This window comes from Janthinobacterium sp. SUN206 (assembly GCF_030587305.1).
In the GTDB taxonomy this organism is placed as follows: Bacteria; Pseudomonadota; Gammaproteobacteria; order Burkholderiales; family Burkholderiaceae_D; genus Janthinobacterium; species Janthinobacterium kumbetense.
Map to the genome: position 1 here is coordinate 165054 of NZ_JAPWIB010000004.1, position 15399 is coordinate 180452.

11 protein-coding genes are annotated in these 15399 nt (G+C 64.3%); 4 read left to right on the forward strand and 7 right to left on the reverse strand.

Translation table 11 applies throughout. The features are described from left to right. Positions 1-2: 2 nt before the first annotated feature. From O3300_RS21370 to O3300_RS21385, 4 genes are all read right to left on the reverse strand, one after another. A complete protein-coding gene (locus O3300_RS21370; RefSeq protein ID WP_305054045.1) occupies positions 3-1076 on the reverse strand; it encodes an HlyD family secretion protein in 1074 nt (357 codons plus the stop codon). Between the two features lie 17 nt (positions 1077-1093). Further along, positions 1094-2542 carry an efflux transporter outer membrane subunit gene (locus tag O3300_RS21375; protein ID WP_369812311.1) on the reverse strand — a complete coding sequence of 483 codons (1449 nt, stop codon included), beginning with the start codon at positions 2540-2542 and terminating at the stop codon, positions 1094-1096. A 16-nt stretch (positions 2543-2558) separates the two neighbouring features. Continuing rightward, entirely contained in the window at positions 2559-3341 is a 783-nt protein-coding gene (gene fabI, locus O3300_RS21380; protein ID WP_305054255.1) for an enoyl-ACP reductase FabI, read from the reverse strand. 610 nt (positions 3342-3951) lie between these two features. Next, positions 3952-5394 (reverse strand): IgA Peptidase M64, encoded by a 1443-nt coding sequence (locus O3300_RS21385; RefSeq protein ID WP_305054047.1) that lies wholly within the window; start codon positions 5392-5394, stop codon positions 3952-3954. A gap of 209 nt (positions 5395-5603) precedes the next feature. Between O3300_RS21385 and O3300_RS21390 the strand changes: the two genes are divergently transcribed. Together O3300_RS21390 and O3300_RS21395 are read left to right on the forward strand one after the other, a co-directional pair. Next, entirely contained in the window at positions 5604-6206 is a 603-nt protein-coding gene (locus tag O3300_RS21390; RefSeq protein ID WP_305054048.1) for a TetR/AcrR family transcriptional regulator, read from the forward strand. An 8-nt stretch (positions 6207-6214) separates the two neighbouring features. Further along, positions 6215-7411, forward strand: coding sequence for a DUF418 domain-containing protein (locus O3300_RS21395; RefSeq protein WP_305054049.1), 1197 nt, complete (start codon positions 6215-6217; stop codon positions 7409-7411). Here the strand turns inward: O3300_RS21395 and O3300_RS21400 are convergent. The 3 genes from O3300_RS21400 to O3300_RS21410 all read right to left on the reverse strand — a co-directional run bounded on the left by O3300_RS21400 (position 7402) and on the right by O3300_RS21410 (position 12627). Next, on the reverse strand, positions 7402-8655 hold the full coding sequence (locus O3300_RS21400; RefSeq protein ID WP_251350229.1) for a cyanophycinase: 1254 nt from the start codon (positions 8653-8655) through the stop codon (positions 7402-7404). The genes O3300_RS21395 and O3300_RS21400 overlap by 10 nt on opposite strands. Positions 8656-8803: 148 nt before the next feature. Beyond that, positions 8804-11593, reverse strand: coding sequence for a TonB-dependent receptor (locus O3300_RS21405; RefSeq protein ID WP_305054050.1), 2790 nt, complete (start codon positions 11591-11593; stop codon positions 8804-8806). Between the two features lie 32 nt (positions 11594-11625). Further along, complete coding sequence (locus O3300_RS21410; RefSeq protein ID WP_305054051.1) at positions 11626-12627, reverse strand: MurR/RpiR family transcriptional regulator; 1002 nt, start codon at positions 12625-12627, stop codon at positions 11626-11628. A gap of 201 nt (positions 12628-12828) precedes the next feature. Here O3300_RS21410 and O3300_RS21415 point away from each other — a divergent pair, with 201 nt between their 5' ends. After that, positions 12829-13965: a succinylglutamate desuccinylase/aspartoacylase family protein gene (locus O3300_RS21415; RefSeq protein ID WP_211548236.1), complete on the forward strand. Its 1137-nt coding sequence runs from the start codon at positions 12829-12831 to the stop codon at positions 13963-13965. 18 nt (positions 13966-13983) lie between these two features. Then, positions 13984-15372, forward strand: coding sequence for a YfcC family protein (locus O3300_RS21420; RefSeq protein WP_211548238.1), 1389 nt, complete (start codon positions 13984-13986; stop codon positions 15370-15372). Positions 15373-15399: the final 27 nt, after the last annotated feature.

Consider the following 15399-nt stretch of genomic DNA (forward strand, 5'->3'; position numbering starts at 1 on the left):
GCTCACTGCGGAACCTTGGCAGTCAGTTCAGCGGGCCATGCCTGCTTCGCATCGAGACGCACCCAGGCCACGCCAGGCAAGCCCACTTTTACCAGCGCCAGATGCTTTTGCAGCAGCTCGCGGCTGATCTGCGCCTTCACGCGGAACATCAGCTTCTGACGCTCGCTGGCCGTTTCCACCGTCTTCGGCGTGAATTGCGCACTGGCCGCGACGAACGAGATCGTTGCCGGAATCACGTAATTGGGCGCCGCGTCGAGGATGATGCGCACTTCGCCGCCCAGCGCCACCTTGCCGGCCGCCGTCTCGGGCAGGAAGAAGGTCATGTAGACGTCCGACAGGTCGACCAGGTTAAGCACCTTGCCGCCGCCCGCCAGCACTTCGCCCTGCTGCGCCACCAGGTATTGCACGCGGCCGTCGCGCGGCGCCGTCAGCTGGCCATCGGCCAGGTCGGAATCGATGCGCGCCGTCGTCGCCTCGGCGGCAACCACGGCGGAGCGCGAACCCACCACCTGCGCCCTGGCTGCGTCGATGGCTGCCTGCGCCGCCGTCACTTGCGCCTTGGCCGCGTTCAGGGCCGCGGCCACGCTGCGCACGCGGGCGCGGTCGTCGTCGAGTTCCTGCACCGAGGAAGCACCCTCCTTCGACAGGGTTTCGGAACGGGCCAGGCGGCGCTTCGCCGCATCGAGTTCGCTTTCGCGCTGCGCCACCATGGCCAGCGCGGCCGCCTTGTCGCTCTCGCGCACGGCCACCTGCGCCTGCGCGCCCACCACGGCGTCGGACGCCTGCTGCTGGCGCGCGCGCGCCTCGTCGCGCTGGGCCGTCAGGGAATCGACCTGCATGGTGGCCAGCGGCTGGCCCGACTTGACGAAGTCGCCCTCGCGCACGAGGATCTCCTTGACCCGGCCCGCCAGCTTGCTGGCGACGTCGATTTCCGTCGCTTCGATGCGGCCATTGCCGCTGACGAAACCTTCGCCAGGGCCCGTGGGACGCATTTTTTGCCAGGCCACATAGCCCAGCACGAGGACGGCCACGACCAGCGCCGCGGGGATAAGTTTTTTCTTCAGTTGTGGAGTCATGGTATCGGCAATCGCTTTTAATTGGTGAACGTGGCGGCGGCGGAGGTGTTGGCAGGTACGCCGCCGCCCAGGGCGGCGTACAGGCTGACCTGGCTCGAGAGCAGCGCGCGGCGCGTCTGCACCAGCTGCTGCTCGACCGTCAGCAAATCGCGCTGCGCGTCGAGCACTTCCAGGTAGGGCGCGGCACCATTGTCGTAGCGCAGCTTGGCCAGGCGCGCCCGTTCGCTCTGCGCGGCCAGCGTGGTCTTGCCGATATCGACCTGCAGCGCCAGCCAGCGCCGGTTCGACAGCGCATCGGCCACTTCGCGGAAAGCACCCTGCACGCTCTTTTCGTAGTTGGCCACGGCCACGTCGCGGCGCACCTCGGCCAGTTCCATATTCGCGCGCAGGCGGCCCGCGTCAAAGATCGGCAGCACCAGGCGCGGCGCGAAATTCCACGCGCCGCTGCCCGAATCGAACAAGCCGCTCAATTCCGCGCTGGCCGTGCCGTAGGCCGCCGTCAAGGAAATCGTCGGGAAGAAGGCGGCGCGCGCGGCACCGACATTGGCTTGCGCGGCGCGCAGCTGATGTTCGGCCGCCACCAGGTCGGGACGCTGCGTGAGCAAAGCCGAGGGCAGGCCCGCATGCAGCGGCTGCAGCACGCTGGCGTCGTCGAAGCGGCGCACCTCACCAGCCACCGGCGTCAGGTCGATGGGGCCGCCCACCAGTTGGGCCAGCGCATGCGCCTGCACGGCGCGCGCCTGTTCCAGCTGCGCCGACAGCGACAAGGCCTGGCTGAGCAAGGTTTCCACCTGCGTCAGGTCCAGCTTGGAAATCGACCCCACCTCGAAGCGGCGCGTGAAGATGCGCAGCGATTCGGCGCGGCTGTCGACGGTGGCGCGCGCCAGTTCCACGCGCTCGTCGAGTTCGCGCAAGCCCAGGTAACCATTGGCCACCTGCGCCACCAGGGCCACGCCGACGGCGCGGCGCGCCTCGTCGCTGGCCAGCAGGGTTTGCAGCGCGCTGTCCTTCAGGCTGCGCACGCGGCCCCAGAAGTCGAGTTCCCAGGCGCTCACGTTCAAGCCTGTCTGGTACTGCGCGCTCGTCATGGGACGGCCCGTCACGCTCAGGTCACCGGGCACGCGCGCGCGGCTGCCCGAAGCGCCCAGCGCGATCGTGGGAAATTGCTCGGCGCGCTGAATGCCATACGCGGCGCGCGCCTCTTCCACGCGCAGCGCGGCGATGCGGATGTCGCGGTTGCTCGCCAGCGCCTGCGCAATGAGCGCCTGCAGGCGCGGATCGGCAAAATAGGCTTGCCAGGCGACGTCGGGCGCGTGCGCGCCGGCGGAATCGGTTTCCGGATACTGCGCCGCCACGGGCAGCGGCGGTGGCGCATACGGTGGCGCCATCGAGGCGCAGCCGGCCAGAGCCAGCGCGGTGGCCAGCGCGGCCATCCTGGCGCAGTTGGGCAAAGTAGGAACAGCCATGGTCATCTTCTTCCAGTCAATTCAGAATGTTGTAGCCGCCATCGACATACAGGGTGCCGCCCGTGATGGCGCGCGCGCCGTCGCCGGCGAGGAAGGCGCACAGCGCGCCCACGTCCTCGATGGTGGCCAGGCGCCGCATGGGCGAGCGTTCGATGGCGTCGGCCATCAGGCGGTCGAAATGGGCGATGCCGGAAGCGGCCCGCGTCTCCAGCGGTCCCGGCGAAATGGCGTTAACGCGGATGCCTTGCGGGCCCAGTTCGGACGCCAGGTAGCGCACCGACGCTTCCAGCGCCGCCTTCACGGGGCCCATCAGTCCATAGTCGGCGATGACTTCCTCCGCGCCCAGATAACTCATGGTCATCAGGCTGCCGCCGTCCGGCATCAGCGGTTCGGCCAGTTTCGCCATGCGCATGAAGGAGTGGCAGGAGATATCCATCGCCTGCGCAAAGCCGTCGGCAGAACTGTCCGTCACGCGGCCATGCAAGTCCTGCTTCGGCGCATAGGCAATGGAATGGACGACGAAATCGAGCCGTCCCCATTGCCGTTCGATCTGCGCGAACAGCGCTTCGAGCTGGCCCGGCACGGCCACGTCGAGCGGCGCCATGATGGCCGCCTGCACTTGCTGCGCCAGCGGTTCCACGTATGGACGGGCCTTGTCATTGAGCCAGGTCACGGCCAATTCGGCGCCGGCCGCGCGCAGTGCGCTGGCGCAGCCCCAGGCGATGCTTTGCGTGTTGGCGATACCCACCACCAGGCCCCGCTTGCCCTGCAAAGGCAAGGGCCGCAAGTCGGCCGTCATGCCTGGACCGGACGCAGGGCGGGCCACGGCGTGGCCGCATGCACGCATCGCACCGCGCCGGCGTGCATGGCGGCGGCGCAAGTGGCCAGCGTCACGCCGCCGGCACGCGCATACGGCAAGGCAATGGGAGTGTGGGGGTGTAAGGTACTGCACGCGTCAGGCGCGGGGGTCTGCATCTTCATGAATCGGCTTCCGTCACTGAAATTCGAGGCACGCACCAGTGCATTTTCGGGGAACTGGTACGGGGCGAAATTACTCTACAGCATTTAGACGCGTGATTCGTGATGAGTCCGATCCGCATTCCATGACGCTTTGAGCTAGGTCAACTATAAGTGCGATTGCGGCAATGCAACATTGATGTAAATCAAATTTTACCTCAATATTATCTAAATGAAATATTTTTCAGGCAAGCGTGCGGACGTATTGATTTGATAATATCACTGGGCTAGCGAGAAGAAAAGCGCGCAGGTGAGCGACAATTGGCATTGCCTGGAAAACAAGCAGCGCTGGGCAGCGGCGGAAGGCAGGCGGTGGAGAGAAGCAGAGAGGGGGCCATGCTATTGCGATGCAACATGACCCCCCATGCATTACGGAAGCGGCAAGAGCGGCATTATTTGCCCGGCGCCGCGGCGGGACGCGAATACAGGTCGATGATGGTGCTGATGCCATCCTGGCACACGGAGCAGAACGTCTCGCTGCGGTCGAACATGATGCACTGCATCTCGGGACGGTAGTAGCCGGACGACTCGTAGTTCGCGCCTTCGAAGGCGCCCACCGCATGGCGCTGCGGCGCCTTCGAGAACAGCTGCTGCGTGTAGGCCAGGTCGGCCTTGAACAAGTCGCTCATCTCGCTTTCCGGGCGGTTGGCCGCACGCAGGGCCGCGCGCTGCTTCTGGTATTCGCGCGCATGGCTATCGTATGCTTCCTTCGGCCATGGCGTCGGCAGCGGCGTGCCGGCCTTGACGTGGTGCTTCCATTTCAGCCTGGCCGGATCGCGCAGCGCCGTGGCATTCGGCTCCCACGGTTCCTGGCGCTCGCCATTCGACTGATAGGCCACGGGCGAGGTGTAGTACTCGTCGGCCAGGCCGGCGAAATGGTGGCCGAATTCATGCACGAACAGGTAATTGGCCCAGTCGCTATTGGACGCCGCCGTGCTGAACTGGCCGAAGATGCCGCCGCCGCCGTAGGTATCGTTGTTGACGAGGATTTCGATGAATTCATACGGCGCGTACTGCGCCAGGTCGCGCAGCGCGCGGTTATCCGTCGTCAGCACATAGCGCTCGCTGCCGAAGATATCGTAGCGCGTGCCCAGCTGCGACGCGTGATGCACGCCCGTCGAGGGACGCGACACGCCCGACTCCTGGGTCGGCGCGGCCATGGCCCACACGTTGAAGTCCCTGGCCCGCTCGCGGAATGGCGAGACGGTGAAAAGATGGTCAGCCAGCTTGCGCGCCGTCGCTTCGAACTTGCCCATTTCGGCGGCCGTATAGCCGTCGCCCATGATCAGCAGGTCGACCTTGTCGGGCGATGGCCCGCTGATGCGGATCGGGATCGGCTGGACGGGCGCCGGCGGCTGCTTGCGGATCACGTCCTGCGCTGCAGGGTCGACATCGGTGCTCCACACAACGGAAAACAGGCCGCGCTCGTCGCGCTTGAGGATGCGCACGCGCACGGGGTGCTCGGGCTGCGGGAAGCGCACGGATTCCTGGAAGGCGCGCGTGGTGGTCTTCGCTTCATCGGTGCTGGCCCATTCGCCGAAGATGGTGGAAAAACCGCGCGAATACAGCACCTTGCCCGACTTGATGTCGACCACTTCCAGCAGGTTGTTGCCGCGGTTGCTGTCGTCAATGGGACGCACCGGGTTGCCCGGCCATGGCAGCGGCTCGACCAGCACACGCTCGACCGCATAGTGCTCGCCCAGCGCATTGCCACTGTGCTGGTAATCGAGGCGCATGGTGGCCGGCGGCGGCGCATTATCCGCCTGCGCGGCAGGGACGATGCCGGCGGCCAGCGCCAGCGCGCAGAGGAAGGATCGAATCGGAGTCTGCTGCATGTCATTCCTAAAACGGTAGAAAAACAGGTGAAGGGAACGGTTTTCCAAACAATCGGCGGGCCTGCCGGCAGGTGCGGGAAAAACCGCTGCGGCACATTGTAGCGACAGGATGCGGGCGTGCAAAGCGCCCATTTCACGCGATTCGCTTGACCATACGATACAATCAATCTATATTAGACTGACTAGTCGATTAACTAAAGGAAAGAGCCATGCGCACCATCGATCCCGGCAAACACGCGGCCCGCCGTGACGCCATTCTCGCCGCCGCGCGCCACTGCTTTGCGCGCAAGGGCTTTCACCAGACCAGCACCGCCGCCATCTGCGCGCAGGCGGGCATGAGTCCCGGCAACCTGTTTCACTACTTCCCCTCCAAGCAAGCCATCATCGCCGCCATCGTCGACGAGGAAGGCAGCGAGACGACCGCCTATTTCGCCGGCGTGCAAGGCAGCGCCGATGCCTACGGCGCCCTGCTCGATTTCATGGACCTGGTGCTGGCGCTGGCGGCCGATGACGACTTTGCGGGGCTGGCGCTGGAAATATCGGCCGAAGCGATGCGCGACACGGATATCGCGGCCAGGGTGGCGCGCAACGACGCCAGCCTGCGCGCCGGCTTGCAAGCCTTGCTGGAAGAGGCGGCATCAGGGGGCCAGGTCGACGCCGCGCTGGACGCCGCGCAAACGGCCAGCTGGATCGCCGCGCTGATCGACGGCATCTTCAACCGGGTCGCAGTCGATCCCGATTATGCACCGCTGGCGCAACGCGCCAGCCTGCACCTGCTGCTGGCGCGCTTCCTGCGCCCTGCCCTGGCATGAGCGCCGCCATGCAAGCCCAGCCCACACGCATCGCCGACGTCGACGCCCTGCGCGGCTGCGCCCTGTTCGGCATTTTGGTCGTCAATATCGGCGCCTTCGCCACGCCCTGGTTCGGCCTGGGATTGACCGATCCCGCCTTTCACGGCGGCGTGGACCGCGCCACGCACTTTATCGTCGCCCTGCTGTTCGAAACCAAGTTCTACCTGCTGTTTTCCTTCCTGTTCGGCTACAGCTTCACCTTGCAGATGCAGGCGGCCGCGCGCGCCGATGCGCCGTTCGTGCCGCGCATGCTGCGCCGGCAAGTGGGCCTGTGGCTGATCGGCGCCCTGCATGCCGTGCTCCTGTTTCATGGCGACATACTCACGACCTATGCTCTGCTGGGCATCGTGCTGCTGGCGCTGTACCGCTGCGGCGAGCGCCAGGCACTGTCCCTGGCGTTGATACTCGTCACCGTCTGCGTGGCATTCTGGGCAGGCATGGCCTGGCTGCAAAGCCTGCAGCCAGCGGGCGACGCTGCGGACAACGCCGTGGCGATGGCGCAAAAGGCGGCAAGCGCGCTGGCCGCCTACCACGCCACGCCGGCCGCCGTCGTCCATCAGCACCTGCGCGAACTGGGTGAAATCTGGATCGTCCTGCTGCTGGTGCAGGCACCATGCGCGCTGGCCATGTTCCTGTGCGGCCTGGCCGCCGGCAAGCGCGAGATGCTGCTGCACGCAAGCGATTATCTGCCGCTGCGCCGCCTGCTGCTGCGGGCCGGCGCGCTGGTGGGCTTGCCCGGCGCCGCCTTCTACGCGTGGACCTCCGTGTATGGGGATAGCCAGGCATGGCAGGTGGCGGGACTGGCCGTGGGCCTGGCGAGCGCGCCACTGCTGGCGGGCGCCTACCTGGCGCTGGCGCTGGTCCTGTTCGAGCGCCTGCGCGACGGCACGCTGTTTGCGCTGCTGGCCGACACGGGCCGCATGGCCCTGTCGAACTACCTGCTGCAGTCGGCCATCTGCGCCGTGCTGTTCCTCGCGTATGGCGCGCGGCTGATGGGCAGCGTGTCGCCGCTGGGCGCACTGGCGCTGGCAGCCATCATCTTCGGCCTGCAGCTGCCGTTGAGCCGCTGGTGGCTGCGCGGCCACGCGTATGGCCCCGTCGAGTGGCTGCTCAGGGCCTTGACCATCGCCGCGTGGCCGCGCTGGCAGCGCGCCGCTTACTTGTAGCGGTACAGGGGCTGGCGCAGCTGGATGGGGCGGATGTCGAGGCGCAGTTTCAGCACCGAATACGCTTCCGCCTCGGTCGAGCTGTAGCCGACGCTGTTGACCGTTTTACTGAAGCGAAACTCGAAGCCCAGGTCCGGATATGGGTCGCGCGGGTTGCCGAAGGCGATGCCGATGGCTTCCTGCTGCGCGTTGTCGATCAAATTGCCCATCAAGTCGAGCACGGCGTTGTTGCCGAGGATATCGTTGGTGAACACGGGTTCGCGCATGTCGGGCTGGTTAGGATCGAGCTTGTTGTCGGCCTTGTCCGGCGAGGGCGTAAACACGCGCGTGACGAGGTTGAATTTGTCGCCCCGGTCCAGGTAGCTGATGGCCGCATTGCTGATGTTAAAATTTTTCACGCCACGGTCGCTGATGGCGCCCGACAGGTCGATCAGCAGGGCGCCGCTATAACCGATGACTTCCACGTCGCGCATGGCGTCGACCACCATGGCGCTGTTTTCATCGATGCCCAGCCCCAGGTGATAGCCTTTTTTCAGCATCACGGGAATCATGCGCGCAAAGCGTCCGCGCACCAGCAGATGCTGGTCCACGAAGACATCGCTGCCGATGAAGCCCAGGCCGGGCGCGATCTCGCGGCCATCCGTCACGCCCATCTTGAGCATGTCGAGTACGGGCTTGGCGTCGTAGAACATGGTGGTGCTCATGATGGCGGCACCGGCGCTGGAACCGGCGATCACGCCGCCATTGCGATAGACCGACCAGATGGCTTCCAGCGCGGCCGTACGGCTGCCGTCCGGCCGCAGCAAGGCTTGCGTGATGCGCCCCTGGTCGCCGCCGGCAAAATAGATGCCGCTGGCCGACTTGATCTGCGTGACGATGGCCGGGTCTTCGGCGGCCTTGCGGTAATCCCTGTTCGGCAGCTTGACGGCCAGCGGCACGAAAAAGGCATCGGCGCCATATTGGTTCAGCTTTTTGATGATGCTTTCGCCCGATTTTTCCGGGTTCATCGCGGCCGAGGCCAGCACGGCGATGCGCGCGCCTGGCCCGCCCGACAGCTTGACGATGCGCTGCCAGACTTCGGCATTATCGGCGCGCAGGCCGCCGCCGATGATGACGAGCGTCCCCTGCGGCGCACTGCCGATGGCGCTGCCACCGGGCGCCGCCACGGCTTGGACGCTGCACAATGCCAGCGCGAACAGCAGCGCGGCGCACAATTGTTGATACAGGCTTGAAGATGATTTCATGATGCCTTTCGAATACAAGGAAAGTGGCGCATATTTGTTGATACAGGCACGCGCCCTTGTTGCCAAAACTGCTGCTTGCAATCCAACGCCATCGCACTACGATACTACTTGCTGCATATGACAGCGTTGTTGCGGTATCTCCAATTTTTTACTTAAAACTGTAATTGGCGCTGGCATAGAAGCGCCGGCCGCGCGGATCCGTATAGGTCGGGTCATAGCCGGAAAGGAAAAAGTAGGCCTGGTTCGAGTATGGCGGGCTGGTATTGAACAGATTCTGTATGCCCGCGCGCAGCTTGAACTGCTTGCTGACGGCATACGCGCCCGACATGTCCCACAGCGTGTAGGCCTTGACCCGATTCGGCTTGACGACGCTGCCGTCATCCGTGTTGATGGCCGAGTTCTGGTCATCGTAGCTGCTCGAATAGGTGTTCGACAGGCTGGCCGAATACGGGCCATGGTCCCAGTCCAGGGTAATCGTATGGCGCCAGCGCTGCACCACGCCGTCCGTGACGAATTTATTCAGGTTGCTGATAAAGGCATCGCCGGGGCTCGTCTGGATTTTCGAATCGAGCACGTAGGTGCCACTCAGGTGGGCGCCGAAACGTCCCCAGGCCGTCTTCACGCCATGCAGGTCGGCCGTGATATCGATGCCCGTAGCCTTTTGCGCGCCGCGGTTTTCCTTGCGAAGTTCGATGTAGTCGATTTCATTGTCCTTGTTGCGATGTACGAGGTCGCCGTACTTGGCCAGGTTGCCGAGGATGATGTCGTCGCCGATTTCGCTGATCAGATCCGTGCGCTTGATGTTCCAGTAATCGAAGCTGAAGGTCCAGTGCTGGCTCGGCTCGAGCACCACACCGGCCGTGAACTGGCGGCTGCGCTCCGGTTTCAGCTTGTCGTTGCTGTAGCGGCGCGTATCCCAGTTTTGCGCGCAATCGGCGTAGTTATTATCCACAGTGGCGCATAACACGGGATCGGGCAGGGTCGCCGTACTACTGTAGACGGTGGGCCGGTGCAAGTCCGACATCGATGGAGCGCGGAAGCCCTTGCCGGTGGACGCCCGCATCAGCACCTGCTTGCTGGGCATGTAAGTCAGGCCCACCTTGGGGCTCAGGGCGCCACCCACCTGCTGGTAATGGTCGTAACGGCCAGATAACTGCGCCTGCCACTGCTTGGTAAACGGCAGCAGCAGTTCGCTGTAAATGGCTTGCACAGTGCGGCTGTCGCTGGTGTCCTTGCCGCCTTCCGGCGCCGAATCGTCATTGATATTATTACTCATCAGTAATTTGGAAAGACGGAACTGCGTACGTTCGCGGCGCACCTCTCCGCCAACGGCAAGGGCCATGTCGCCGCCCCCCATGGCCATCAGAGCACGTGACGCCTTGAAATCAAGCGCATCCATGACGCCGCGCGCGTGGCGCACTTCATCGTTGACCTGGATGCTCTCAATCAGTGCCAGGCCCTCGGCACTGGAAGGCCCGAAGGGATTGATGCTGCCATCGGCGATACCTGCACGCAGCTTGTCCTTCAGCAGATAGCCTTTGGTATCACGGTCCCTGACGGTATTGACGCTATGATTCAAACCCACGTCATAATCCCATCCCGCCACTGTACCGGTCGCCCCCACCACGAAGCGCTGGCTTTCGCTGGTCAACTCACTGGTGCGGTTGCCCGCCTCCTTCAATCGCATGCGCACTTCCAGTTCGCGCTCCACCTGCTTGCCATCGTCATCCAATATGGTATCAAAACCGGTATTGGCCAATTGCGGCACCTTGCTGTAATCCAGGTAACCGATCACCCGTGTCGACGACGCGACATAATTGGTACGCGAACGGCTCAACGCCACCTCCGCATATAGCTGATGGTCCGGGTTCAGCTTCAACACGCCCCGCGAAAGAAAATTCTGCTTCTCCGACTTCGGATACAACTCCGTATCGCGCATGTAATCGTAGGTACAGCCATCGACGCCGCCAGTGCCGTTGGGCAGGTACAAATTGGCGGGTGGATTGCAGTCCGGGATGGACAGGTTGATTTGCCGGTTGGTGATCGGCTTGCCGTTCAACAGGAAGCCGACCTCCTGCAGGTGATCGCGCTGGGCACCCGACAGGCGGATATTCGCCGGGCTGGTAAAACTCGACAGCAAATGGCCAAGGCGCTCGGGCACGTTCAGGTTCGGAATGAACTTGCGCTGCGAGGTGCTGAGGCGGTCCGTCTGCTGCGCGTCGAGCACGGCGAAGATATTGTAGCCATCCGTGGCCAGGTCGCCCGTACCGGCCGTGATGCTGACCGTGCGCTTGCCGGCGCCGCCTTCCTGCGTGCCGCTGCCGTAGGCATTCAGCTCCACACCCTGGTAATCCTTGCGCGTAATGAAATTGATGACGCCGCCGATGGCGTCCGTGCCATACAGGGCCGAGGCGCCGTCGAGCAGCACTTCCACGCGCTGCAGCGCGGCGGCGGGAATATTATTCAGGTCCACGCCCGCATCGTCGCCGGGCGAGGCGAAGTTGGCCATACGCCGGCCATTTAGCAGCACCAGGGTCGATGACGTGCCCACGCCCCGCAGATTGGCGCTGTTGAAGCCGCGCTGGTCGCCGCCGATATTGATGCTGGCGCCATCGGTCAGGCCGCCCACGTTGGCCGACACGCGCGCCATCAGCTCGGCCGCCGTCGTCACGCCCGCCTTGTCGATCTCGGCGCGCGTGATGATCTGCACCGGCAACGCCGTCTCCGATTCCAGCCGCTTGATGGCCGACCCCGTGATTTCCACGCGCTGCATTTTTTTCGGCGCCGCTTCGCCGTCCGGTTCCTGCGCCAGCGCGCCGTTGCCCAGCATGCCCAGCGCTGCCGACACGCTCAAGGCCCCCAGCGCCAGGCGCACGCCTTGCGCCAGTGCCGACTCGCGTGGCGGTACGCAACTGCCGTCTTGTTTTTCTGCTTGCATGCAAACTCTCCCAGATGGTATTAACCCTGTTTTTATAATGACTGCGGCACTGCCTTGCGCTGCTTTGCTGCTGTTTTCCGGGTACCCTGCGCGCCATGTTCGCCGCCGTACAGGTAGGCGGCGATGACTTCGCTCAAGCGGGCCGCTTTTTCAACGTTTTTCCTGTTCGATACCATCAGCGCCACGGCCAGCGCCTCGATCATGGCCAGCGCCGTGCTGGCACTGCTGGGCAGGACGGGATGGGTACTTTGCGCATACAACACGTGATCGGCCAGTTCGGCCAGGGGAGAGGCGGGCGAGTCGGTGAGCGCCACGATGCAGGCGCCGCGGTCGCGCGCGAAGCTGGCCAGGCCGATGCAGTCGAGCGTGTAACGGGGGAACGAGATCACCACCAGCACGTCGTGCGCCGTCAGGTTGACCAGATGGCCGGCCGCCACTTCCGAGCCGCCGATACCCACCACTTCCACCACATGCGGACAAAACGGCTGCAGATGCTGCACCAGCATGCCGGCCAGGTTGGCCGACAGGCCAAAACCCATCACATACACCACCTTGGCGCGCGTCAGGCGCCGCACCACGGCCTGCACGGCGGGCGGCGACAGGGCATCGGATGTGGCGGCGATGTTCGCGGCCGCATATTCCAGGCTTTCCGTGACGGGCGACGTGGCGCGCGCGCGCCGCTCTATCGTGCGGCGCAGTTTGTCGACTGGCTGCAACAGCGATTGCAAGGTTTCGGCCATGGCGCCACGCATGGCCGAATAATTCTTCTGGCCGATATCGCGCGCGAAGCGGCTGATGGTGGCCGTCGATACCTGGCAGCTGTCGGCCAGTTCCTCGATGCCCAGCGCCGTCACCCGCATCTGGTTGCGCAGCAGGTAATCGGCGATCTGCCGCTGCGAAGCCGAACCGCTGCCCAGCACGTGCATCAGCGCCTGCCCCAGCGGAGACTGCGCGAAGGCGGCATCGGGCGCCGACAACGTGCCAACCCGTGGCGTATGGGGACTGCTGCGTGCAGGACTGGCGGATGCTTTCATATCACTGGCGGCCTGTATTCTTGGACACTGCGGATCACTGGCGGAAGGCGAAATCGGGTCGCTGGAACTTACTGTACTCATATCAAAAAGAAAACTCAACAAATATTTGTAAAAGGATTTTCATTGATTTACTTCGTGAAAATATTGCTACATAATCGACCGAAATCCATCAACCGCGCCCCGTTTTGGGGCGAATTCACCATGCAAGTACAACAGCACCCCATTTCCACCGCGCACGCCAGCGTAGCGTGCCAATTGAGCAGCTTTCACTTCGGCACCGCGGCAGCCAACAGCCGCAGCGGCAAGAAGGTCTACATCCAGGCGGCGCTGCATGCGGATGAAGTGCCGGGCATGCTGGTGTCGCAATTCCTGCGCCGCGAACTGCTGGCGCTGGAGGCGGCGGGCAAGGTGCATGGAGAAATCATCCTGGTGCCGGCCGCCAATCCGATCGGCCTGGCACAAGCCATCCATGGCGCGCCGTTCGGCCGCTTCGACCTGACCACCGGCATCAACTTCAACCGCGCCTACCGCCACGTGGCCGATGAATTGAAAACCACGCTCGATGGCCAGCTGGGACAGGATGCGCAAGCCAACGTGGCGCTGATACGCGAGCATGCGCGCGCGGCCGTCGCCGCCTGGCGGCCGGGCACGGATGCGGAGACCTTGAAGAAAACCCTGCTGGGCATGGCCATCGACGCCGACATCGTGCTCGATCTGCATTGCGATAACGAGGCGGCCCTGCACATTTATACGGGCACGCCGCTGGCGGCGCAGATCGCGCCCCTGTCCGCGCTCTTGGGCGCGCGCGCCGTGCTGCTGGAACTGGCGGCTGGCGAAGAGCCGTTCGACGAAGCGTGCAGCCGGTTGTGGTGGGATCTCGGCGCGCACTTCGGTGGACGCTATCCGATTCCCGCCGCCTGCCTGTCGACCACGGTCGAGTTGCGCGGCGAAGTGGAAGTGAGCTACGCCCTGGCCGAACGCGACGCCACCGCCCTGCTGCGCTTTCTCGCCATCGAGGGCGTGCTGGAGATAGCCGGCGCCGGCGACGACCTGCCCGCGCCGCAATGCGAACCGACGCCGCTGGCCGGGGTAGAGCCGATCCTCGCACCGCATCATGGCGTGCTGGTGTATCTGCGCGAAATGGGCGACGTGCTGGCCGCCGGCGACGCCGTGGCCGACCTGATCGACCCCGTCAGCGGCGAGACGACAACCTTGCGCTGCACCGTGGCCGGCGTCTTTTTTGCGCGCAGCGCCCACCGCCACGTCCTGCGGGGCATGAACGTCGGCAAGGTCGCCGGCGCCGTCGCCTTCCGCGGCGGCAGCCTGCTGAGCCAATAAATGTCACAAAAAAGCGCCATGAGAAAATTCAAGCTCCCCAATACCTTCGTCCTGCTGTGCGGCATCCTGGCCATGATCGCCGTGGCGACATGGCTGGTGCCAGGCGGGAAATTCGACACGCAACTGGTGAACGGCAAGCAGCTGATCATCCCCGGTACGTTTCACTATGTCGACAACAAGCCGCAGGGGCTCGCCGCCCTGATGATGGCGCCCATCAAGGGCTTCGTCGACGCCAGCCTGATCATCGGCTTCGTGCTGATCGTCGGCGGCGCCTTCGCCGTGCTGCAAAAAACGGAAGCCTTCGATTCCCTGATCAAGGCCATCGCCAAGGCGCACACCAGTTCGCGCTTCGTGCGCGCCGCCATCATCCCCGTCTTCTTCACGATGTTCTCGCTGGGCGGCGCCACCTTCGGCATGAACGAGGAAGCGATTCCCTTTATCCTGATCTTCGTGCCGCTGGCCCTGGCCCTGGGCTATGACACCATCACGGGCGTGTCGATTCCCTTCATCGGCTCGCAAGTGGGATTTTCCGCCGCCTTCCTGAACCCGTTCAACGTCGGCATCGCGCAGGGCATCGCCGGGGTGCCGATCTTTTCCGGCATCGGCTACCGCCTGATCGTGTGGGCCATCGCCACGGCGGTCAGCATCGTGTTTTTGATGTGGTATGCGGCGCGCATCAAGCGCCATCCGGAAAAAAGCCCGACCTACCTGCTCGACATCGAAAAGCGCAGTGAGCACACATTGGACCTGAACAGCTTTGCCGGCATGACGCGCACGCACCGCGCCGTGCTGTGGATTTTCATGGCGACCTTGCTGACGATGGTCGTCGGCGTCGTCAAATACGACTGGTTCATCGATGAAATCGCCGCCCTGTTCCTGGTGATGGCCATCGTCGTCGGCCTGGTCGGCCGGCTCGACATGGACAGCCTGGTGGCGTCGTTCGTGCAGGGCGCGCGCGACATGGTCAGCGTGGCGCTGGTCATCGCGCTGGCGCGCGGCACCATGATCCTGGCGCGCGACGCGCAAATCATCGACACCATGCTGCACGCATTGACGCCCCTGGTGGCCTCGTCGAGTCCCGTCTTCGCCGCACAAAAAATGTTCTTCATGCAGTCGGTGATCAACTTCTTCATCCATTCCGGCAGCGGCCAGGCCGCGCTGACGATGCCCATTATGGCGCCGCTGGCCGACCTGGTGGGCGTGACGCGCCAGACGGCCATTCTGGCCTTCCAGTTCGGCGAGTTCACCACGCCGATGATCCCAACGTCCGGCATCACCGTCGGCGTGCTGGCGCTGGCGCGTGTGCCCTGGATTACGTGGGCCAAGTGGATGATCCCGCTGCAGCTGATTTACCTGGTGCTGGCGCTGCTGCTCTTGATTCCGCCCTGCCTGATGCACTGGCAATAACCACGGCCACGCGCCGTCGCCGTGGCG

Excerpts from the sequence above, each read along its gene's own strand:
- O3300_RS21385 (WP_305054047.1), bottom strand. The coding sequence starts at position 5,394 with ATGCAGCAGACTCCGATTCGATCCTTCCTCTGCGCGCTGGCGCTGGCC.
- fabI (WP_305054255.1), bottom strand. The coding sequence starts at position 3,341 with ATGACGGCCGACTTGCGGCCCTTGCCTTTGCAGGGCAAGCGGGGCCTG.
- O3300_RS21410 (WP_305054051.1), bottom strand. The coding sequence starts at position 12,627 with ATGAAAGCATCCGCCAGTCCTGCACGCAGCAGTCCCCATACGCCACGG.
- O3300_RS21415 (WP_211548236.1), top strand. The coding sequence starts at position 12,829 with ATGCAAGTACAACAGCACCCCATTTCCACCGCGCACGCCAGCGTAGCG.
- O3300_RS21370 (WP_305054045.1), bottom strand. The coding sequence starts at position 1,076 with ATGACTCCACAACTGAAGAAAAAACTTATCCCCGCGGCGCTGGTCGTG.
- O3300_RS21420 (WP_211548238.1), top strand. The coding sequence starts at position 13,984 with ATGAGAAAATTCAAGCTCCCCAATACCTTCGTCCTGCTGTGCGGCATC.
- O3300_RS21390 (WP_305054048.1), top strand. The coding sequence starts at position 5,604 with ATGCGCACCATCGATCCCGGCAAACACGCGGCCCGCCGTGACGCCATT.
- O3300_RS21395 (WP_305054049.1), top strand. The coding sequence starts at position 6,215 with ATGCAAGCCCAGCCCACACGCATCGCCGACGTCGACGCCCTGCGCGGC.
- O3300_RS21375 (WP_369812311.1), bottom strand. The coding sequence starts at position 2,542 with ATGGCTGTTCCTACTTTGCCCAACTGCGCCAGGATGGCCGCGCTGGCC.
- O3300_RS21405 (WP_305054050.1), bottom strand. The coding sequence starts at position 11,593 with ATGCAAGCAGAAAAACAAGACGGCAGTTGCGTACCGCCACGCGAGTCG.
- O3300_RS21400 (WP_251350229.1), bottom strand. The coding sequence starts at position 8,655 with ATGAAATCATCTTCAAGCCTGTATCAACAATTGTGCGCCGCGCTGCTG.